Origin of the sequence: Pseudomonas sp. C9-3, from assembly GCF_032392015.1 — a bacterium.
GTDB lineage: Bacteria > Pseudomonadota > Gammaproteobacteria > Pseudomonadales > Pseudomonadaceae > Pseudomonas > Pseudomonas nitroreducens.
On record NZ_CP135919.1, the window covers coordinates 1,301,549 to 1,316,715 of the forward strand.

The window sequence follows — 15,167 nt, forward strand, 5'->3', positions numbered from 1 at the left end:
TGAAGCGAGGCGTCAGATGCCCAGCTTGTCGCGCATGGTGTAGTACCAGGCACCGATCGCGGAGAAAGGCACCTGGAACATGCGGCCGCCCGGGAAGGGGTAGTGCGGCAGGGTGGCGAAGGCGTCGAAACGCTCGGCCTGGCCACGCAGGACTTCGGCCAGCAGCTTGCCTGCCAGGTGGGTGTAGGTCACGCCGTGACCCGAGCAGCCCTGGGAGTAATAGATGTTGTCGCCGATGCGGCCAACCTGCGGCAGACGCGAGAGAGTCAGCAGGAAGTTGCCGGTCCAGGCGAAGTCGATCTTCACGTCTTTCAACTGCGGGAAGACCTTCAGCATCTTCGGACGAATGATCGCCTCGATGTTCGACGGATCGCGCGCACCGTAGACCACGCCGCCACCGAAGATCAGGCGGTTGTCGCCGGTCAGGCGGTAGTAGTCGAGCAGGTAGTTGCAGTCCTCGACGCAGTAGTCGGTCGGCAGCAGGGACTTGGCCAGGTCGGCGCTCAGCGGCTCGGTGGTGATCACCTGGGTGCCGCACGGCATGGACTTGGAAGCCAGCTCCGGTACCAGGCCGCCGAGGTAGGCGTTACCGGCTACCACGATGAACTTGGCTTTCACGCGACCCTTCGGGGTGTGCACGACCGGGTTGGCGCCACGGTCGATCTTCACGGCAGGGGACTGCTCGTGGATCACGCCGCCCAGGGATTCCACGGCTGCGGCTTCGCCCAGGGCGAGGTTCAGCGGGTGAATGTGGCCGCCGCTCATGTCGAGCATGCCGCCGACATAGCTGTCGGTGCCCACGACTTCCCGGATGCGCTTGGCGTCCATCAGTTCCAGCTGGGTGTGGCCGAAGCGCTCCCACAGCTTTTTCTGCGACTCCAGGTGGCCCATCTGCTTGGCGCTGAGGGCTGCGAACACGCCGCCGTCCTTCAGGTCGCACTGGATGTTGTACTTGGCGATACGCTCGCGAATGATGCGGCCGCCTTCGAATGCCATGTCGCCCAGCAGCTTGGCCTGCTTGGCGCCAACGGAGCGCTCGATGACGTCGATGTCGCGGCTATAGCTATTGACGATCTGGCCGCCGTTACGGCCCGACGCACCGAAGCCAACCTTGGCGGCTTCCAGTACGGTGACCTTGAAACCGTTTTCCAGCAGGAACAGGGCGGTCGACAGGCCGGTGTAGCCAGCGCCGATCACGCAGACATCGGTTTCCACCTCGCCCTGCAGTTCAGGACGGGCCGGGACCGGGTTGGCCGAAGCTGCGTAATAGGAAGAGGGGTAGGAAGTGTGCGGCATAATGCACCTGTGTTTGTTATTTTTTACGAGATGGGAGGATGCTACCTGAGTCGAATCTGGCCGGCTAGTGCCCGTGCAAAATAATTTACGGACGGTCGAACATAAAAAAATTCACTTTTTCAGTGGCTTAGCTGAAAAAAGTGCTTGACCGGTGAAAACGATCGCGTAGAATGCGCCCCACACGACAGGCACATAGCTCAGTTGGTTAGAGCACCACCTTGACATGGTGGGGGTCGTTGGTTCGAGTCCAATTGTGCCTACCAAACATAATCGCTTCGGCGATTTCAGAAAGGGCGATCCGAAAGGGTCGCCCTTTTTGTTTGTCTTCAGGAAAGTGGCTTCTCTGCAGGGGTGATGGCGCGCCTGCTATGTTTTCTCCTGGCTGATGGTCGGAGGTGGTGATGCTCGGTCTGCGAACCTGGTTGTTGTTCGGTGCGTTCTTGGTGCCGTTGCCGGCACTGGCGGAAATGCAGGTTATCTGGCCGCAGGGTTGGGAAGTCTCGCGCTCGCCGGTTGATGCAGCAGCGGACGCGCCAGTGGTTCGTCAACGTGGCGTGCGCTTGGCTGAAGATGGTTCTCAGGACCTGGTCATGGAGGTCACGCGCAGTCGGCTCGGCTCCGGCGTCACGGTCAGTGCCGAGAATGTCATCGTCGAGATGCGCAAGGCGTTGCAGAAGGACTTCATGCGCCAGGGTTTCCAGGCGGCTTGCAGCAAGCCGTTGGATACCCGGCTTGGCGGTTTGGAAGGTCTGGAGGTGCATTGCGGGATCAGCCAGAACGGCACTGAAGTGCTCAAGCAGACCGTGCAGGTGGCGCTGGGTGATGGCGCGGCCTATTCATTGACCTATGCGGCGCCTGCGCAGCGCTATGCGGAATTGCTGCAGGAGATCGAGAAGGTGAAGGCGGGCATCAGTCTGCGCTGACTTCTTCCTTTATATGGATGGCAGAAAAGCAAAAGCCCCGCTCATGCGGGGCTTTTTCGATTCCGGGCTCAGGCAGCGATGGTGGCTTGCACTCGCTGGATCACCGCGTTCAGCGGCGCCTCGCCCTGGTATTGCTGGGGGTAGAGGCGTTCGGTGTGCTTGGCGATGCCATGCTCGTTGACCAGGGTGAAGCTGAAGCCATGCTTGCGCTTGGCCTGGATGACGCAGTTCAGAGGGGCGAAGGCCGCCGAGAGGGTGCCAATCGCCTCCAGGATTTGCGGGGAGGTTTTCATTGTCTTGTCTTTCCAAATAGGTAACGGTCCTATGACCGTCGAAATCGTCAAAAGCTCCGGTTGCGATTTGAGAATGCAGAAAACGTATGACCGGAATATGGCAGCGATTGGAAACTTGGGGGTCGGTTCGCGTCAGTCTGCGGTGTTGGGTAATTGCAGGTGATTTGACGTGGGGCGCTGGTCGCTCGGGCAAGCTTTCCTGGCACGGTTGGCGTGCTCTGGAATCGATGCGGAGGATGCGCTGGCCGTGGCCCTGTGGACCCCAGCTTCTGCCCTGGATTAGGTAGGGAGTGCTGGGAGGGGCGACCTTGGGTTTGGTTTTCGCTGAGGGGATTATAAGGATTTCTGCTAACGATGGCTAGTTTTTATACAGCCGCCGGTCAGTTCTCTCTGGGAAGGTGAGAAATTCCGCGGAGCGGGAGCGCTCCGCGGAACAATCGGGCTCACTGCAGCCAGGATTCCACGGTGTCGCCACCGTACTGTTGTTTCCAGGCCTTCAGGGTCTTGTGGTTGCCGCCCTTGGTCTCGATGGTCTCGCCATTGTGCGGGTTCTTGTAGATCTTCAGTTGGCGAGTGCGGCGCGCCGGCTGTGCGGCTGCGGGCTCGGTGGAAGTCTGCGGGTCGAGAATCTCGATGACGTTGCGCAGGTTCATGCCGTACTGGTCCATCAAGGCTTGCAGTTGATCCTTGAACTCCAGTTCCTTTTTCAGGCCGCCATCGCTCTTGAGTTTCTCGAGCAGGGCGAGTTGTTCCTGGAGTTTGCGCTCGGCTTCGCGGAATTCCGCAAGTTTGGACATCTGGGTGCTCCCGTATGTAGGGTGATTTGTACGGGGCGATTCTGTGTTCTGGTGATTGTTCGCGTCAACTGAATATATGAATTGTTGCGATTGGGAAAACACACTTTAAATGTAATCAGGGGATGAAGGGTTGGTGGATTAATTGAGTGATTGGGGATAATGCGCGGGCTAAGGGGTGTGGTTGGGTTTCGTTCGGGCTGAGTAATCCCTGCAAATCCTGTGTGCTTTATTGTGGTGCGTTGCCTGTGAGTGCTGGATGAATTTCGAGATTGTGAAATATCGGGTCAATGACTATGAACTGACGTGCCAGGTTGCCGGGCAGGGCGTGCCCCTGCTGCTGGTACACGGGTCGCTTTGCGACTACCGCTATTGGCAGGCACAGGTCGAAGCGTTGTCTGCCCGTTACCGTGTGATCGTGCCCAGCCTGCGCCATTATTTCCCGGAGCAATGGGGCGGCCAGGGGATTGGCTTTTCGACGGAACAGCATGTTGATGATCTTCTCGCCTTGATCGACCAGTTACCTGCGCCGGTCCATCTGCTGGGGCATTCGCGGGGCGGCAACATCTGTTTGCGAGTGGCGCTGGTGGCTCCGCATAAATTGCTCTCTTTGGCGCTGGCTGATCCTGGCGGAGACTTTGCGGACAATGTCTTCACTGGAGCAAATATTGAAGCGCCGGTATCTCCTGTCGAACGTAATCAGTTTCGTCGGCAGGCGCTTGGAATGATTCGCGAGGGGGATGTTGAAGGAGGGTTGCAGCTCTTTGTCGATACTGTCAGCGGGGCGGGAGTCTGGTCGAGGTCATCTGCACAGTTTCGTGAAATGGCGACGGCCAATGCCATGACCTTGGTTGGGCAGGTTGCCGATCATCCTGCGCCTATTAATCGGGAGTCGATATCGCAGTTGCAGTTGCCAGTATTGCTGATCGGCGGAGCCAGAAGTCCGGAGCCGTTTCCGCGAATCCTCCAGGCGCTGCAACTGAGTCTTGCGGATGCGCGCTTGGTGATGATTCCTGGCGCCTCCCATGGCATGAATGTGATCCGTCCGGCGTCCTTCAATCGCGCTGTGCTGGAATTTGTCGATCAGTACTGAGCGAAGTCAGGCTCTGCGCTCGTCAGCTTGCGCAACTTGCAGTAACATCCAGCGCCTTGTCCGCTATTGTTTGCGATCAGGTTTTCGATTTCTTCCAGTGATCTACGTCCGCGCGCGAAAGCGCAGGGTGCCGACAAGGCGCCTGCCACTGTGAGGCAGGCCTGCCCGGCGGGCGACGCTTACTGGCACATCCCAACCCATGTGGCCTTTCGTAGGGGTCACCACTAGGAGAGGAGGCGCCATGCCCATCATTACTCTTCCCGACGGTAGTCAGCGTTCCTTCGATCATCCGGTCAGCGTGACCGAGGTGGCGCAATCCATTGGCGCAGGCCTGGCGAAAGCCACCCTGGCCGGCAAGGTCAACGGCCGCCTGGTCGATGCCTGCGACATCATCGACAGCGACGCGACCCTGCAAATCATTACCCCGAAGGACGAGGATGGGCTGGAAATCATCCGCCACTCCTGCGCCCACCTGGTGGGCCATGCGGTCAAGCAGCTGTATCCGACCGCCAAGATGGTCATCGGCCCGGTGATCGACGAAGGCTTCTATTACGACATCGCCTTCGAGCGTCCCTTCACGCCGGAAGACATGGCTGCCATCGAAAAGCGCATGGCTGAGCTGATCGAGAAGGACTACGACGTCATCAAGAAGATGACCCCGCGTGCGGAAGTCATTGAGACCTTCAAGGCTCGTGGTGAGGAGTACAAGCTACGCCTCATTGACGACATGCCGGACGAGAAAGCCATGGGCCTGTACTTCCACGAGGAGTACGTGGACATGTGCCGCGGCCCGCACGTGCCGAATACCCGCTTCCTGAAAGCCTTCAAGCTGACCAAGATTTCCGGTGCCTACTGGCGTGGCGACTCGAAGAACGAGCAGCTGCAGCGCGTATATGGCACCGCTTGGGCGGACAAGAAGCAGCTGGCTGCCTACATCCAGCGCATCGAGGAAGCCGAAAAGCGAGATCACCGCCGTATCGGCAAGCAGCTCGACCTCTTCCATCTCCAGGAAGAGGCGCCGGGCATGGTCTTCTGGCACCCGAACGGCTGGACCGTCTATCAGGTGCTCGAGCAGTACATGCGCAAGGTGCAGCGCGACCACGGTTACGTGGAAGTCCGCACTCCGCAAGTCGTCGACCGCATCCTCTGGGAGCGCTCCGGCCACTGGACCAACTACGCCGAGAACATGTTCACCACTTCGTCGGAAAGCCGCGACTTCGCGGTCAAGCCGATGAACTGCCCATGCCACGTGCAGATCTTCAACCAGGGCCTGAAGTCCTACCGCGACCTGCCGCTGCGTCTCGCCGAGTTTGGCGCGTGCCACCGCAACGAACCGTCCGGCGCGCTGCACGGCATCATGCGTGTACGTGGCTTCACCCAGGACGATGCGCACATCTTCTGCACCGAAGAGCAGGTAAAGAAGGAAGCGGCCGACTTCATCAAGCTGACCCTGCAGGTCTATTCGGACTTCGGCTTCAGCGGTGTTTCCATGAAGCTGTCCACCCGTCCGGCCAAGCGCGTCGGTTCCGAAGAGCTGTGGGATCGGGCCGAAAGTGCTCTGGCCGACGCTCTGAACGAATCCGGCCTGGAGTGGGAATACCAGCCGGGCGAGGGTGCCTTCTACGGTCCGAAGATCGAGTTCACCCTGAAGGACTGCCTAGGCCGTAACTGGCAATGCGGCACCCTCCAGTACGATCCGAACCTGCCGGAGCGCCTGGATGCCAGCTATATCGCCGAAGATAACAGCCGTACCCGTCCGGTCATGCTGCACCGCGCGATCCTCGGCTCGTTCGAGCGCTTCATCGGCATGCTGATCGAGCACTACGCCGGCCTGTTCCCGGCCTGGCTCGCACCGACCCAGGCGGTGGTGATGAATATCACTGACAAGCAGGGCGAATGGGCCGAAGAAGTGGTGCGTCAGCTCGAGCAAAGCGGATTCCGTGCCAAGTCTGACTTGAGAAACGAGAAAATTGGCTTTAAAATCCGCGAGCATACTTTGCTCAAGGTTCCCTATCTGCTGGTTATCGGTGATAGGGAAGTTGAATCGCAGGCCGTCGCCGTACGTACGCGCGAAGGGGCAGACCTCGGCTCGATGCCGGTCGCCCAGTTCGCGGAGCTTCTCGCTCAGGCGGTTTCCCGGCGTGGTCGCCAAGACTCGGAGTAATCATTATTAAGCGTGAAATGAGACAGGATAAGCGGGCTCTCCCGAAACCACCGATCAACGAAAACATCACCGCCCGTGAGGTGCGTCTGATCGGTGCCGACGGTCAACAGATTGGCGTGGTCTCCCTCGATGAGGCCCTCCGTCTAGCCGACGAGGCCAAGCTGGACCTGGTGGAAATTTCTGCTGATGCGGTGCCTCCTGTCTGCCGCATCATGGACTACGGCAAGCACCTCTTCGAGAAGAAGAAGCAAGCCGCTGCTGCGAAGAAAAACCAGCACCAGCAACAGATCAAAGAAATCAAGTTTCGTCCAGGGACGGAAGAAGGGGATTACCAGGTAAAACTACGCAACCTGGTACGTTTCCTTAATGAAGGGGACAAGGCCAAGGTATCGCTTCGATTCCGTGGTCGTGAGATGGCCCACCAGGAGCTGGGCATGGAGCTGCTGAAGCGAGTCGAAAACGACCTCGCCGAAGTCGGCACCGTGGAGCAGCATCCTAAGCTGGAAGGACGCCAGCTGATGATGGTCATTGCTCCCAAGAAGCGTAAATAACCTCCCGGGCACTGGCAGGCCTGATGGTTATCAGTTGTTAACGAATGCGGAGTACTAAACATGCCAAAGATGAAAACCAAGAGTGGCGCCAAAAAGCGCTTCAAAGTGACTGCTGGTGGCATCAAGCACAAGCACGCTTTCAAGAGCCACATCCTGACCAAAATGACCACCAAGCGTAAGCGTCAGCTGCGCGGCACTTCGATGCTCGCTGCTTCCGACGTTCGCCGTGTAGCGCGCTCCCTGCGTCTGCGTTGATTTCTGGTAGAGGATAAATAAATGGCTCGTGTTAAGCGTGGCGTAATTGCCCGTCGTCGTCACAAAAAGATTCTGAAGCTCGCAAAAGGCTACTACGGCGCGCGCTCGCGCGTGTTCCGTGTTGCCAAGCAGGCGGTAATCAAAGCAGGCCAATACGCCTACCGCGACCGTCGTCAGCGCAAGCGTCAGTTCCGCGCCCTGTGGATCGCCCGTATCAACGCTGGTGCTCGTCAGAACGGTCTGTCCTACAGCCGTCTGATTGCTGGCCTGAAAAAGGCGGCCATCGAGATCGACCGTAAGGTACTGGCCGATCTGGCTGTGAACGAAAAAGCGGCGTTTACCGCGATTGTCGAGAAAGCGAAGGCCAGCCTGGCTTAAGCCCCACGACAGTTACCGGATCTCGGTCCGGACGTAACGTCACCGATAGGGGAAGAGCCTTACCGCTCTTCCCCTATTTTGTATCTGGAGTTGGTACATGGAAAACCTGGACGCGCTGGTTTCGCAGGCCCTGGACGCCGTGCGAAACACCGAAGACGTCAACGCCCTGGAGCAGATCCGGGTTCACTACCTCGGCAAGAAAGGCGAGCTGACCCAGGTCATGAAGACCCTGGGCGACCTGCCGGCCGAAGAGCGCCCCAAGGTCGGCGCGCTGATCAACGTTGCCAAGGAAAAGGTTCAGGATGTGCTGAACGCCCGCAAGGCCGAGCTGGAGGGCGCCGCCCTCGCCGCCAAGCTGGCAGCCGAACGCATCGACGTGACCCTGCCGGGCCGTGGCCAGTCCTCCGGTGGCCTGCATCCGGTCACTCGCACCAAGGAACGCATCGAGCAGTGCTTCACCCGCATCGGCTATGAAGTGGCCGAGGGGCCGGAAGTCGAAGACGACTACCACAACTTCGAAGCGCTCAACATTCCGGGCCACCACCCGGCTCGTGCCATGCACGACACCTTCTACTTCAATGCGAACATGCTGCTGCGCACTCATACCTCGCCGGTACAGGTCCGCACCATGGAAAACCAGAAGCCGCCGATTCGCATTGTCTGCCCGGGCCGCGTGTACCGCTGCGACTCCGACCTGACTCACTCGCCCATGTTCCACCAGGTCGAAGGTCTGCTGGTCGATGAAGACGTCAGCTTCGCCGACCTCAAGGGCACCATCGAAGAATTCCTCCGCGCCTTCTTCGAGAAAGAATTCTCCGTCCGCTTCCGTCCGTCCTTCTTCCCCTTCACCGAGCCTTCGGCGGAAGTCGACATTCAGTGCGTGCTTTGCAGCGGCAAAGGCTGCCGTGTCTGCAAGCAGACTGGCTGGCTGGAAGTCATGGGTTGCGGCATGGTCCACCCCGACGTGCTGCGCATGTCCGGCATCGATCCCGAGAAGTACCAGGGCTTCGCCTTCGGCATGGGTATCGAGCGTCTGGCCATGCTGCGCTATGGCGTGAATGACTTGCGCCTGTTCTTCGACAACGATCTGCGGTTCCTCGGCCAGTTCCGCTAGCCCGCACGACCGTCAACGCATTTAGGAGAACAGGATGAAATTCAGTGAACAGTGGCTGCGGAGCTGGGTAAACCCGCAGGTATCCCGTGATGAGCTGGTAGCTCGTCTGTCCATGGCGGGCCTCGAGGTCGACGCCGTGATCCCAGTCGCCGGTCAGTTCAACGGTGTGGTCGTGGGCGAAGTGCTGTCGACCGAACAGCATCCGGACGCCGACAAGCTGCGCGTCTGCCAGGTCAGCAACGGTTCGGAGACCTTCCAGGTCGTCTGCGGCGCGCCCAATGTGCGCCCGGGCCTGAAGATCCCCTTCGCCATGATCGGTGCCGAACTGCCGGGCGACTTCAAGATTAAGAAAGCCAAGCTGCGCGGCGTTGAATCCAACGGCATGCTCTGCTCGGCCAAAGAACTGGAAATCAGCGAAGAGAACGCCGGCTTGATGGAACTCGCCGCGGATGCGCCGGTGGGCGCTAACATCCGCGACTACCTCGAACTGGACGACGCTTCCATCGAGATCGGCCTGACCCCGAACCGTGGTGACTGCCTGTCCCTGGCCGGTCTCGCTCGCGAAGTCGGCGCGCTGTACAGCGCTGAGGTCAAGCCGGTAGTGGTCAGCGCAGTCGCTCCGCAGATCGATGAAGTGCGCAGCGTTGAGCTGCTGGCTCCCAAGGCCTGCCCGCGCTACCTCGGTCGCGTCGTCCGCAACGTCGACCTGAGCAAGCCGACCCCTCTGTGGATGGTCGAGCGCCTGCGCCGTTCCGACATTCGCAGCATCGACGCCGCCGTCGACATCACCAACTACGTGATGATCGAGCTGGGCCAGCCAATGCATGCCTTCGATCTCGACGAGATCAAAGGCGGCGTACGCGTACGCATGGCGGAGGAGGGCGAGAAGCTCGTCCTGCTCGACGGCCAGGAAGTCACCCTGCGTGCTGACACCCTGGTGATTGCTGATCACGAACGCGCCCTGGCCATCGCCGGCGTGATGGGTGGCGAGCACAGCGGCGTCAGCGCCAAGACACGCGACCTGTTCCTCGAAAGCGCCTTCTTCGACAACATTGCCGTTGCTGGCAAGGCTCGTTCCTACGGCCTGCACACCGATGCCTCCCACCGCTTCGAGCGTGGCGTGGACTCGCAACTGGCCCGTCGCGCCATGGAGCGTGCTACCGAGCTGCTGTTGCAGATCGTCGGTGGCGAAGCTGGCCCGATCGTGGAAGCAGTCAGGGAAGCTGACCTGCCCAAGGTCGCTCCGGTCACCCTGCGTGCCGAGCGCGTTACCCAGATGCTGGGCATGACCTTGGAAAACACCGAGATCGAGCGTCTGCTCACTGCCTTGGAGTTCGATGTCCAGAAAGCCGGTGCCGATTCCTGGACCGTTGGCGTTCCGAGCCATCGCTTCGACGTCTCCATCGAAGTCGACCTGATCGAAGAGCTGGGTCGCCTTTACGGCTACAACCGCCTGCCGGTGCGCTACCCGCAGGCACGCCTGGCGCCGAACACCAAGTCCGAGTCCCAGGCTGAACTGCCGGCGCTGCGCCGCCTGCTGGTCGCTCGCGACTATCAGGAAGCCATCACCTACAGCTTCATCGATCCCAAGGTGTTCCAGCTGTTCCATCCCGGTGTCGAGCCGCTGATGCTGGCTAACCCGATCTCCGCCGACATGGCCGCCATGCGCGCCTCGCTCTGGCCGGGGCTGGTGAAGTCCCTGCAGCACAACCTCAATCGTCAGCAGACCCGTGTGCGCCTGTTCGAAAGCGGCCTGCGCTTCGTTGGCCAGCTGGAAGGCCTTGTGCAGGAAAACATGCTCGCCGGCGTCGTCTGCGGTGCACGTCAGCCGGAGGGCTGGGCCAACGGCCGTGAGAATGTCGACTTCTTCGACGTGAAAGCTGATGTCGAAGCATTGCTGGGCAATGCTGGCGCCATCGAGGCTTTCACTTTCTCCCCGGCGGAACACCCGGCGCTTCACCCGGGCCAGACCGCCAAGATCGAACGGGACGGCGTGCTGGTCGGCTATCTGGGCGCCCTGCACCCGGAACTGGCCAAGGCGCTGGACCTGGATCGTCCGGTCTACGTCTTCGAGCTGGTGCTGGCCGAAGTGGCCAAGGGGCGCCTGCCGAAATTCAGCGAGCTGTCGCGCTTCCCCGAAGTGCGCCGTGACCTGGCCCTGATCGTCGATCTGGATACTCCGGCCGAGTTCGTGCTGGCAAATATCCGTGAAACGGCGGGCGAATGGCTGACGGATCTCAGGTTGTTTGACGTCTACCACGGTAAAGGCATTGATCCGCTTAGAAAAAGCTTGGCCGTTGGCTTGACCTGGCAGCATCCATCACGCACTCTTAACGATGACGAGGTGAACGCGACTACGCAGAATATCGTCGCCTCGCTGGAACAAAGGTTCAACGCCACGTTAAGGAAGTAGCGTATGGGGGCTCTGACGAAAGCTGAAATTGCTGAACGTCTGTACGAAGAGCTGGGCCTGAATAAGCGGGAAGCCAAGGAACTGGTGGAGCTCTTCTTTGAAGAGATCCGCCAGGCGCTGGAGCATAACGAACAGGTGAAGTTGTCGGGTTTCGGCAACTTCGATCTGCGCGACAAGCGCCAGCGTCCCGGACGCAACCCGAAGACGGGAGAGGAAATCCCGATCACAGCCCGGCGCGTCGTCACCTTTCGTCCAGGGCAGAAACTGAAGGCCAGGGTTGAGGCTTATGCTGGAACCAAGTCATAACGACGAGCTGCCCCCCATTCCGGGCAAGCGCTACTTCACCATCGGTGAGGTGAGCGATCTTTGCGCGGTGAAGCCGCACGTGCTGCGGTACTGGGAACAGGAGTTCCCGCAACTCAACCCGGTCAAGCGAAGGGGCAACCGGCGCTACTATCAGCGCCAGGACGTGCTCATGATTCGCCAGATCCGTGCGCTGCTCTACGATCAGGGCTTCACCATCGGCGGCGCCCGCCAGCGCCTCACCGGCGAAGAAGCTCGCGAAGACGCCACCCAGTACAAGCAACTGATCCGGCAGATGATCGCCGAATTGGAAGATGTACTGCATGTGTTGCGCAAGTAACTGAAAAAAATGAAAAAAGCACTTCTCCAAAGCAAATGCTTGGGGTATAGTGCGATCCGCTTCTGAGGGAACTCAAAAGCACCGTCGGGGCGTAGCGCAGCCTGGTAGCGCACTTGCATGGGGTGCAAGGGGTCGAGTGTTCGAATCACTCCGTCCCGACCAAAAAATACTAGAAAATCCAGTCACTTAACGGTGGCTGGATTTTTTTATGTCTGACGGTTTTCTCTCTTGTGCCCTCGCTGATGTATCCTGGTTGCCAATTGGTTGCCAATTGAGATTCGCTTACTCGACAGGCCGTAGAAGGAGCTTGAGCCGTGATTACTGCTTATCATGCAAAGTACTACGCCCAAGAGCTCATTCGGCGCCACGCTTCTGACGATGTTGGCCGCCTTTCACAATCCCTATTCGACGCTAGCGTTGATCTGAACCCGCATCAGATTGAGGCGGCGCTGTTCGCACTTCGGAACCCCTTGCAGGAAGGTGTGCTGCTAGCTGATGAAGTGGGGTTGGGTAAAACCATTGAAGCCGCATTGGTGGTTTGCCAGTACTGGGCCGAGCGCCGTCGCCGGCTGCTGGTTATATGCCCAGCCAGCCTTCGCAAGCAATGGGCGCAGGAGCTGCACGACAAGTTCGCAGTACCCACCACCGTTGTGGATGCTGTTTCCCTACGCAAGCAGTCGGCCGGAGATATCCTCGCCACCCTGCAGCGGCAGGTTGGTAAGGCCGTTGTGATCATGTCCTACCAGTTTGCCGCCAAGCTGGAGGCCGAGCTGCGTGCCGTGTCTTGGGATGTGGTAGTCATCGACGAAGCGCACAAGCTGCGCAATGCGCACCGTGCCAGCAACCGCACCGGCCAGGCGCTCAAGCGCGCACTGCAAGGCCGCAAGAAGCTGCTGCTCACTGCCACGCCGTTGCAGAACTCGTTGATGGAGCTGTACGGCCTGTCGACGCTGATCGACGAGCACATGTTCGGCGACGAAGCTGCCTTCCGCAAGCAGTTCATAAACAGCGGATCGGGGCTTGACGAACTGCGTGATCGCCTTGCCAGCTTCGCCAAGCGGACACTCCGCCGTGACGTACTGGAGTATATCAAGTACACCGAGCGCAAGGCCCTCACCCAGCCGTTCAACCCGACTGACGACGAGCACGCGCTATACGAGCGCATCTCGGCCTTTCTGCAAAAGGAAGACTCCTACGCCCTGCCCAAGCAGCAGCGCCACCTCACGGCACTGATCCTGCGCAAGCTGCTGGCCTCCAGTTCGCACGCCGTTGCTGCCACGTTGGTCACCATCCGCGAGCGCCTGCAAGGCCTACTCACGGCAGGCAAAACGGAAGACGACGGCAGCCAACTGGTCGAACAGCTCATTGCTGAGGACGATTTCGGGCAGGACTACCTGGAAGAGGAAGCCAGCGAGGCAGAAGAAAACGCCGAAGCCCCCACGCCTGTGGCAGCCGAAAGCGGCAAACCGGGCGCTGCAAAAGATGCCCAGGCCGTCCGCGCCACGATCGCCGCCGAGATCGATGAGCTGACCGCATTCGTCGATGCCGCCCAAGCTCTGCAGACCGACACCAAGGCACAGGCGCTACTGAAGGCGATCAACCTGGGGTTCGGCAAGATGGCCGAGCTGCGCGCGCCACGTAAGGCCATCATCTTCACGGAATCCAAGCGCACTCAGGAGTACTTGCACCGCTTCCTGTCAGCCAACGGCCACGCAGGCAAATTGGTGTTGTTCAGCGGCACCAACACCCACGAGGACTCCACCGCAATCTACCAGCGCTGGCTGGAAGAGTACAAAGGCACGGATCGCGTCACCGGCTCGCCGCAGGTAGATCGACGCACCGCGCTGATCGACCACTTCCGCAAGGACGACGGCACCGGCGCGGAAATCATGATCGCCACTGAAGCGGCGGCCGAAGGCGTCAACCTGCAGTTCTGCGCGCTGATCATCAACTACGACCTGCCCTGGAACCCGCAGCGCGTCGAGCAGCGCATTGGCCGCTGCCACCGCTACGGTCAGCGTTTCGATGTGGTGGTCATCAACTTCCTCAACACCCGGAACCAGGCCGACCAGCGCGTGCTGGAACTGCTCACCGAGAAATTCAACCTGTTTTCGGGCGTGTTTGGCGCAAGCGATGAAGTGCTGGGCCGCATCGAGGGTGGCCTCGATTTTGAGAAACGCATCCTCCAGATCTACGACACCTGTCGTCAATCCGAGCAGATCGAAGCCGCCTTCAATGCTCTCCAAACGGAGCTGGAAGAAGTCATTGCCGACCGAATCAAAGACACCCAGTCACAGCTGCTGGAAAATTTTGACGAGGATGTCCACGACCGGCTCAAGCTGCGTCTTCAGGATGCCGAGGCACGTCTCGACAAGCTGGGGCGCTGGTTCTGGGGCGTCACTCGCTATGCGCTCAATGACCGCGCACGTTTCGACGAGCAGTCCTACGCGTTCTCATTGAACACGCCGCCAACGGGTATAGCCACTGGCCGCTACCAGCTCATTCGTGGTGCGGCGCAGCCGGACATGCTGGCGCACGCCTACCGCCTCAGCCACCCGCTTGGGGAGTGGAGCATTGATACCAGCCTGAATGCGGCCACGCCCGTCGCCACCTTGAAGCTCGACTACGAAAAACACGGCGCACGGGTCTCCGTGATTGAGAAACTGCGCGGCAAGTCCGGCTGGCTGACGCTGGCCCGGCTGGAAGTCACCGCCTTCGAGACCACCGAGGCGCTGCTGTTCTCAGGCCTCACTGACGATGGTCAGGTGTTGGATCAGGAAGCCTGCGAAAAGCTGATGGCCATTCCAGCAGCAGGCAAACCCACTTCTTTGAGCACCGCCGTGCCCGAGGCACTGCTGGCCAACAGCCAACGTGCGGTCGCCGCCACCATTGCACAGGTGCTGGAAGCCAACCAGCGCCTCTTCAATGAAGAACGGGACAAGTTGGAACGCTGGGCTGAGGACAAGCTGTTGGCCGCAGAGGAAGCCCTGAAAAACACCAAGGCGCGCATCGCCCAGTTGAAGCGCGACGCCCGCAAGGCCGCCACCTTGCAGGAGCAAGACGGCATCCAGCGCGAACTGTCTGAGCTGGAGCGCAAGCAACGACGTCTGCGGCAGGAAATTTTCGCTGTCGAGGACGAGATCATCGCCAAGCGCGATGAACTAATTGCCTCGCTCCAGCAGCGCCTGCAAGAAAAGACAAGCAACGAGACACTGTTCAGCGTGCGCTGGCAGGTCGCATAACAGAAGAA

The 15,167-nt window shown here is 59.9% G+C and carries 14 protein-coding genes and 2 tRNA genes; 13 read left to right on the forward strand and 3 right to left on the reverse strand.

Annotated features, from left to right (window positions below; all coding sequences use genetic code 11):
- Positions 1 to 12: 12 nt before the first annotated feature.
- Positions 13 to 1,296, reverse strand: a complete 1,284-nt coding sequence (locus RS899_RS05685) for an NAD(P)/FAD-dependent oxidoreductase (RefSeq protein ID WP_054911130.1) — start codon at positions 1,294 to 1,296, stop codon at positions 13 to 15.
- Positions 1,297 to 1,482: 186 nt separating this feature from the next.
- Here RS899_RS05685 and RS899_RS05690 point away from each other — a divergent pair.
- Positions 1,483 to 1,559 (forward strand) — tRNA-Val (locus tag RS899_RS05690).
- A gap of 138 nt (positions 1,560 to 1,697) precedes the next feature.
- Positions 1,698 to 2,219, forward strand: a complete 522-nt coding sequence (locus tag RS899_RS05695; protein ID WP_315809309.1) for a DUF4946 domain-containing protein — start codon at positions 1,698 to 1,700, stop codon at positions 2,217 to 2,219.
- Positions 2,220 to 2,287: 68 nt separating this feature from the next.
- Here RS899_RS05695 and RS899_RS05700 read toward each other — a convergent pair whose 3' ends face one another.
- Both RS899_RS05700 and RS899_RS05705 read right to left on the reverse strand, forming a co-directional pair.
- Positions 2,288 to 2,512, reverse strand: a complete 225-nt coding sequence (locus tag RS899_RS05700) for a hypothetical protein (protein WP_017516486.1) — start codon at positions 2,510 to 2,512, stop codon at positions 2,288 to 2,290.
- Positions 2,513 to 2,955: 443 nt separating this feature from the next.
- On the reverse strand, positions 2,956 to 3,309 hold the full coding sequence (locus RS899_RS05705) for a histone-like nucleoid-structuring protein, MvaT/MvaU family (RefSeq protein WP_024763161.1): 354 nt from the start codon (positions 3,307 to 3,309) through the stop codon (positions 2,956 to 2,958).
- 256 nt (positions 3,310 to 3,565) lie between these two features.
- On the opposite strand from RS899_RS05705, the gene RS899_RS05710 reads away from it, so the two are divergent.
- From RS899_RS05710 to RS899_RS05760, 11 genes are all read left to right on the forward strand, one after another.
- Positions 3,566 to 4,399, forward strand: a complete 834-nt coding sequence (locus RS899_RS05710; protein WP_315809310.1) for an alpha/beta hydrolase — start codon at positions 3,566 to 3,568, stop codon at positions 4,397 to 4,399.
- A 241-nt stretch (positions 4,400 to 4,640) separates the two neighbouring features.
- Positions 4,641 to 6,563 carry a threonine--tRNA ligase gene (gene thrS, locus RS899_RS05715; protein WP_315809311.1) on the forward strand — a complete coding sequence of 641 codons (1,923 nt, stop codon included), beginning with the start codon at positions 4,641 to 4,643 and terminating at the stop codon, positions 6,561 to 6,563.
- On the forward strand, positions 6,563 to 7,114 hold the full coding sequence (gene infC / locus RS899_RS05720; protein ID WP_169887484.1) for a translation initiation factor IF-3: 552 nt from the start codon (positions 6,563 to 6,565) through the stop codon (positions 7,112 to 7,114). Before thrS ends, infC begins: the two co-directional genes overlap by 1 nt.
- 60 nt (positions 7,115 to 7,174) lie before the next feature.
- Positions 7,175 to 7,369, forward strand: coding sequence for a 50S ribosomal protein L35 (gene rpmI / locus RS899_RS05725; protein ID WP_017516491.1), 195 nt, complete (start codon positions 7,175 to 7,177; stop codon positions 7,367 to 7,369).
- 21 nt (positions 7,370 to 7,390) lie between these two features.
- Positions 7,391 to 7,747, forward strand: a complete 357-nt coding sequence (gene rplT / locus RS899_RS05730; RefSeq protein ID WP_003099086.1) for a 50S ribosomal protein L20 — start codon at positions 7,391 to 7,393, stop codon at positions 7,745 to 7,747.
- 97 nt (positions 7,748 to 7,844) lie between these two features.
- Positions 7,845 to 8,861, forward strand: a complete 1,017-nt coding sequence (gene pheS, locus RS899_RS05735; protein ID WP_024763164.1) for a phenylalanine--tRNA ligase subunit alpha — start codon at positions 7,845 to 7,847, stop codon at positions 8,859 to 8,861.
- Positions 8,862 to 8,895: 34 nt separating this feature from the next.
- Complete coding sequence (gene pheT, locus RS899_RS05740) at positions 8,896 to 11,274, forward strand: phenylalanine--tRNA ligase subunit beta (protein ID WP_315809312.1); 2,379 nt, start codon at positions 8,896 to 8,898, stop codon at positions 11,272 to 11,274.
- Between the two features lie 3 nt (positions 11,275 to 11,277).
- Positions 11,278 to 11,580 (forward strand): integration host factor subunit alpha, encoded by a 303-nt coding sequence (ihfA, locus tag RS899_RS05745; protein WP_003090661.1) that lies wholly within the window; start codon positions 11,278 to 11,280, stop codon positions 11,578 to 11,580.
- Entirely contained in the window at positions 11,561 to 11,917 is a 357-nt protein-coding gene (locus tag RS899_RS05750; protein ID WP_315809313.1) for a MerR family transcriptional regulator, read from the forward strand. The genes ihfA and RS899_RS05750 overlap by 20 nt, the downstream gene beginning before the upstream one ends.
- An 85-nt stretch (positions 11,918 to 12,002) precedes the next feature.
- Positions 12,003 to 12,079 (forward strand) — tRNA-Pro (locus tag RS899_RS05755).
- Positions 12,080 to 12,231: 152 nt separating this feature from the next.
- The gene (locus RS899_RS05760) at positions 12,232 to 15,159 is read left to right on the forward strand and encodes an SNF2-related protein (protein WP_315809314.1); all 2,928 of its coding nucleotides are present in this window, start codon (positions 12,232 to 12,234) and stop codon (positions 15,157 to 15,159) included.
- Positions 15,160 to 15,167: the final 8 nt, after the last annotated feature.

Bases quoted from the DNA above. Each gene is read 5' to 3' on its own strand.
- RS899_RS05685 (WP_054911130.1), bottom strand. From the start codon at position 1,296: ATGCCGCACACTTCCTACCCCTCTTCCTATTACGCAGCTTCGGCCAAC.
- RS899_RS05695 (WP_315809309.1), top strand. From the start codon at position 1,698: ATGCTCGGTCTGCGAACCTGGTTGTTGTTCGGTGCGTTCTTGGTGCCG.
- RS899_RS05700 (WP_017516486.1), bottom strand. From the start codon at position 2,512: ATGAAAACCTCCCCGCAAATCCTGGAGGCGATTGGCACCCTCTCGGCG.
- RS899_RS05705 (WP_024763161.1), bottom strand. From the start codon at position 3,309: ATGTCCAAACTTGCGGAATTCCGCGAAGCCGAGCGCAAACTCCAGGAA.
- RS899_RS05710 (WP_315809310.1), top strand. From the start codon at position 3,566: ATGAATTTCGAGATTGTGAAATATCGGGTCAATGACTATGAACTGACG.
- thrS (WP_315809311.1), top strand. From the start codon at position 4,641: ATGCCCATCATTACTCTTCCCGACGGTAGTCAGCGTTCCTTCGATCAT.
- rpmI (WP_017516491.1), top strand. From the start codon at position 7,175: ATGCCAAAGATGAAAACCAAGAGTGGCGCCAAAAAGCGCTTCAAAGTG.
- rplT (WP_003099086.1), top strand. From the start codon at position 7,391: ATGGCTCGTGTTAAGCGTGGCGTAATTGCCCGTCGTCGTCACAAAAAG.
- pheS (WP_024763164.1), top strand. From the start codon at position 7,845: ATGGAAAACCTGGACGCGCTGGTTTCGCAGGCCCTGGACGCCGTGCGA.
- pheT (WP_315809312.1), top strand. From the start codon at position 8,896: ATGAAATTCAGTGAACAGTGGCTGCGGAGCTGGGTAAACCCGCAGGTA.
- ihfA (WP_003090661.1), top strand. From the start codon at position 11,278: ATGGGGGCTCTGACGAAAGCTGAAATTGCTGAACGTCTGTACGAAGAG.
- RS899_RS05750 (WP_315809313.1), top strand. From the start codon at position 11,561: ATGCTGGAACCAAGTCATAACGACGAGCTGCCCCCCATTCCGGGCAAG.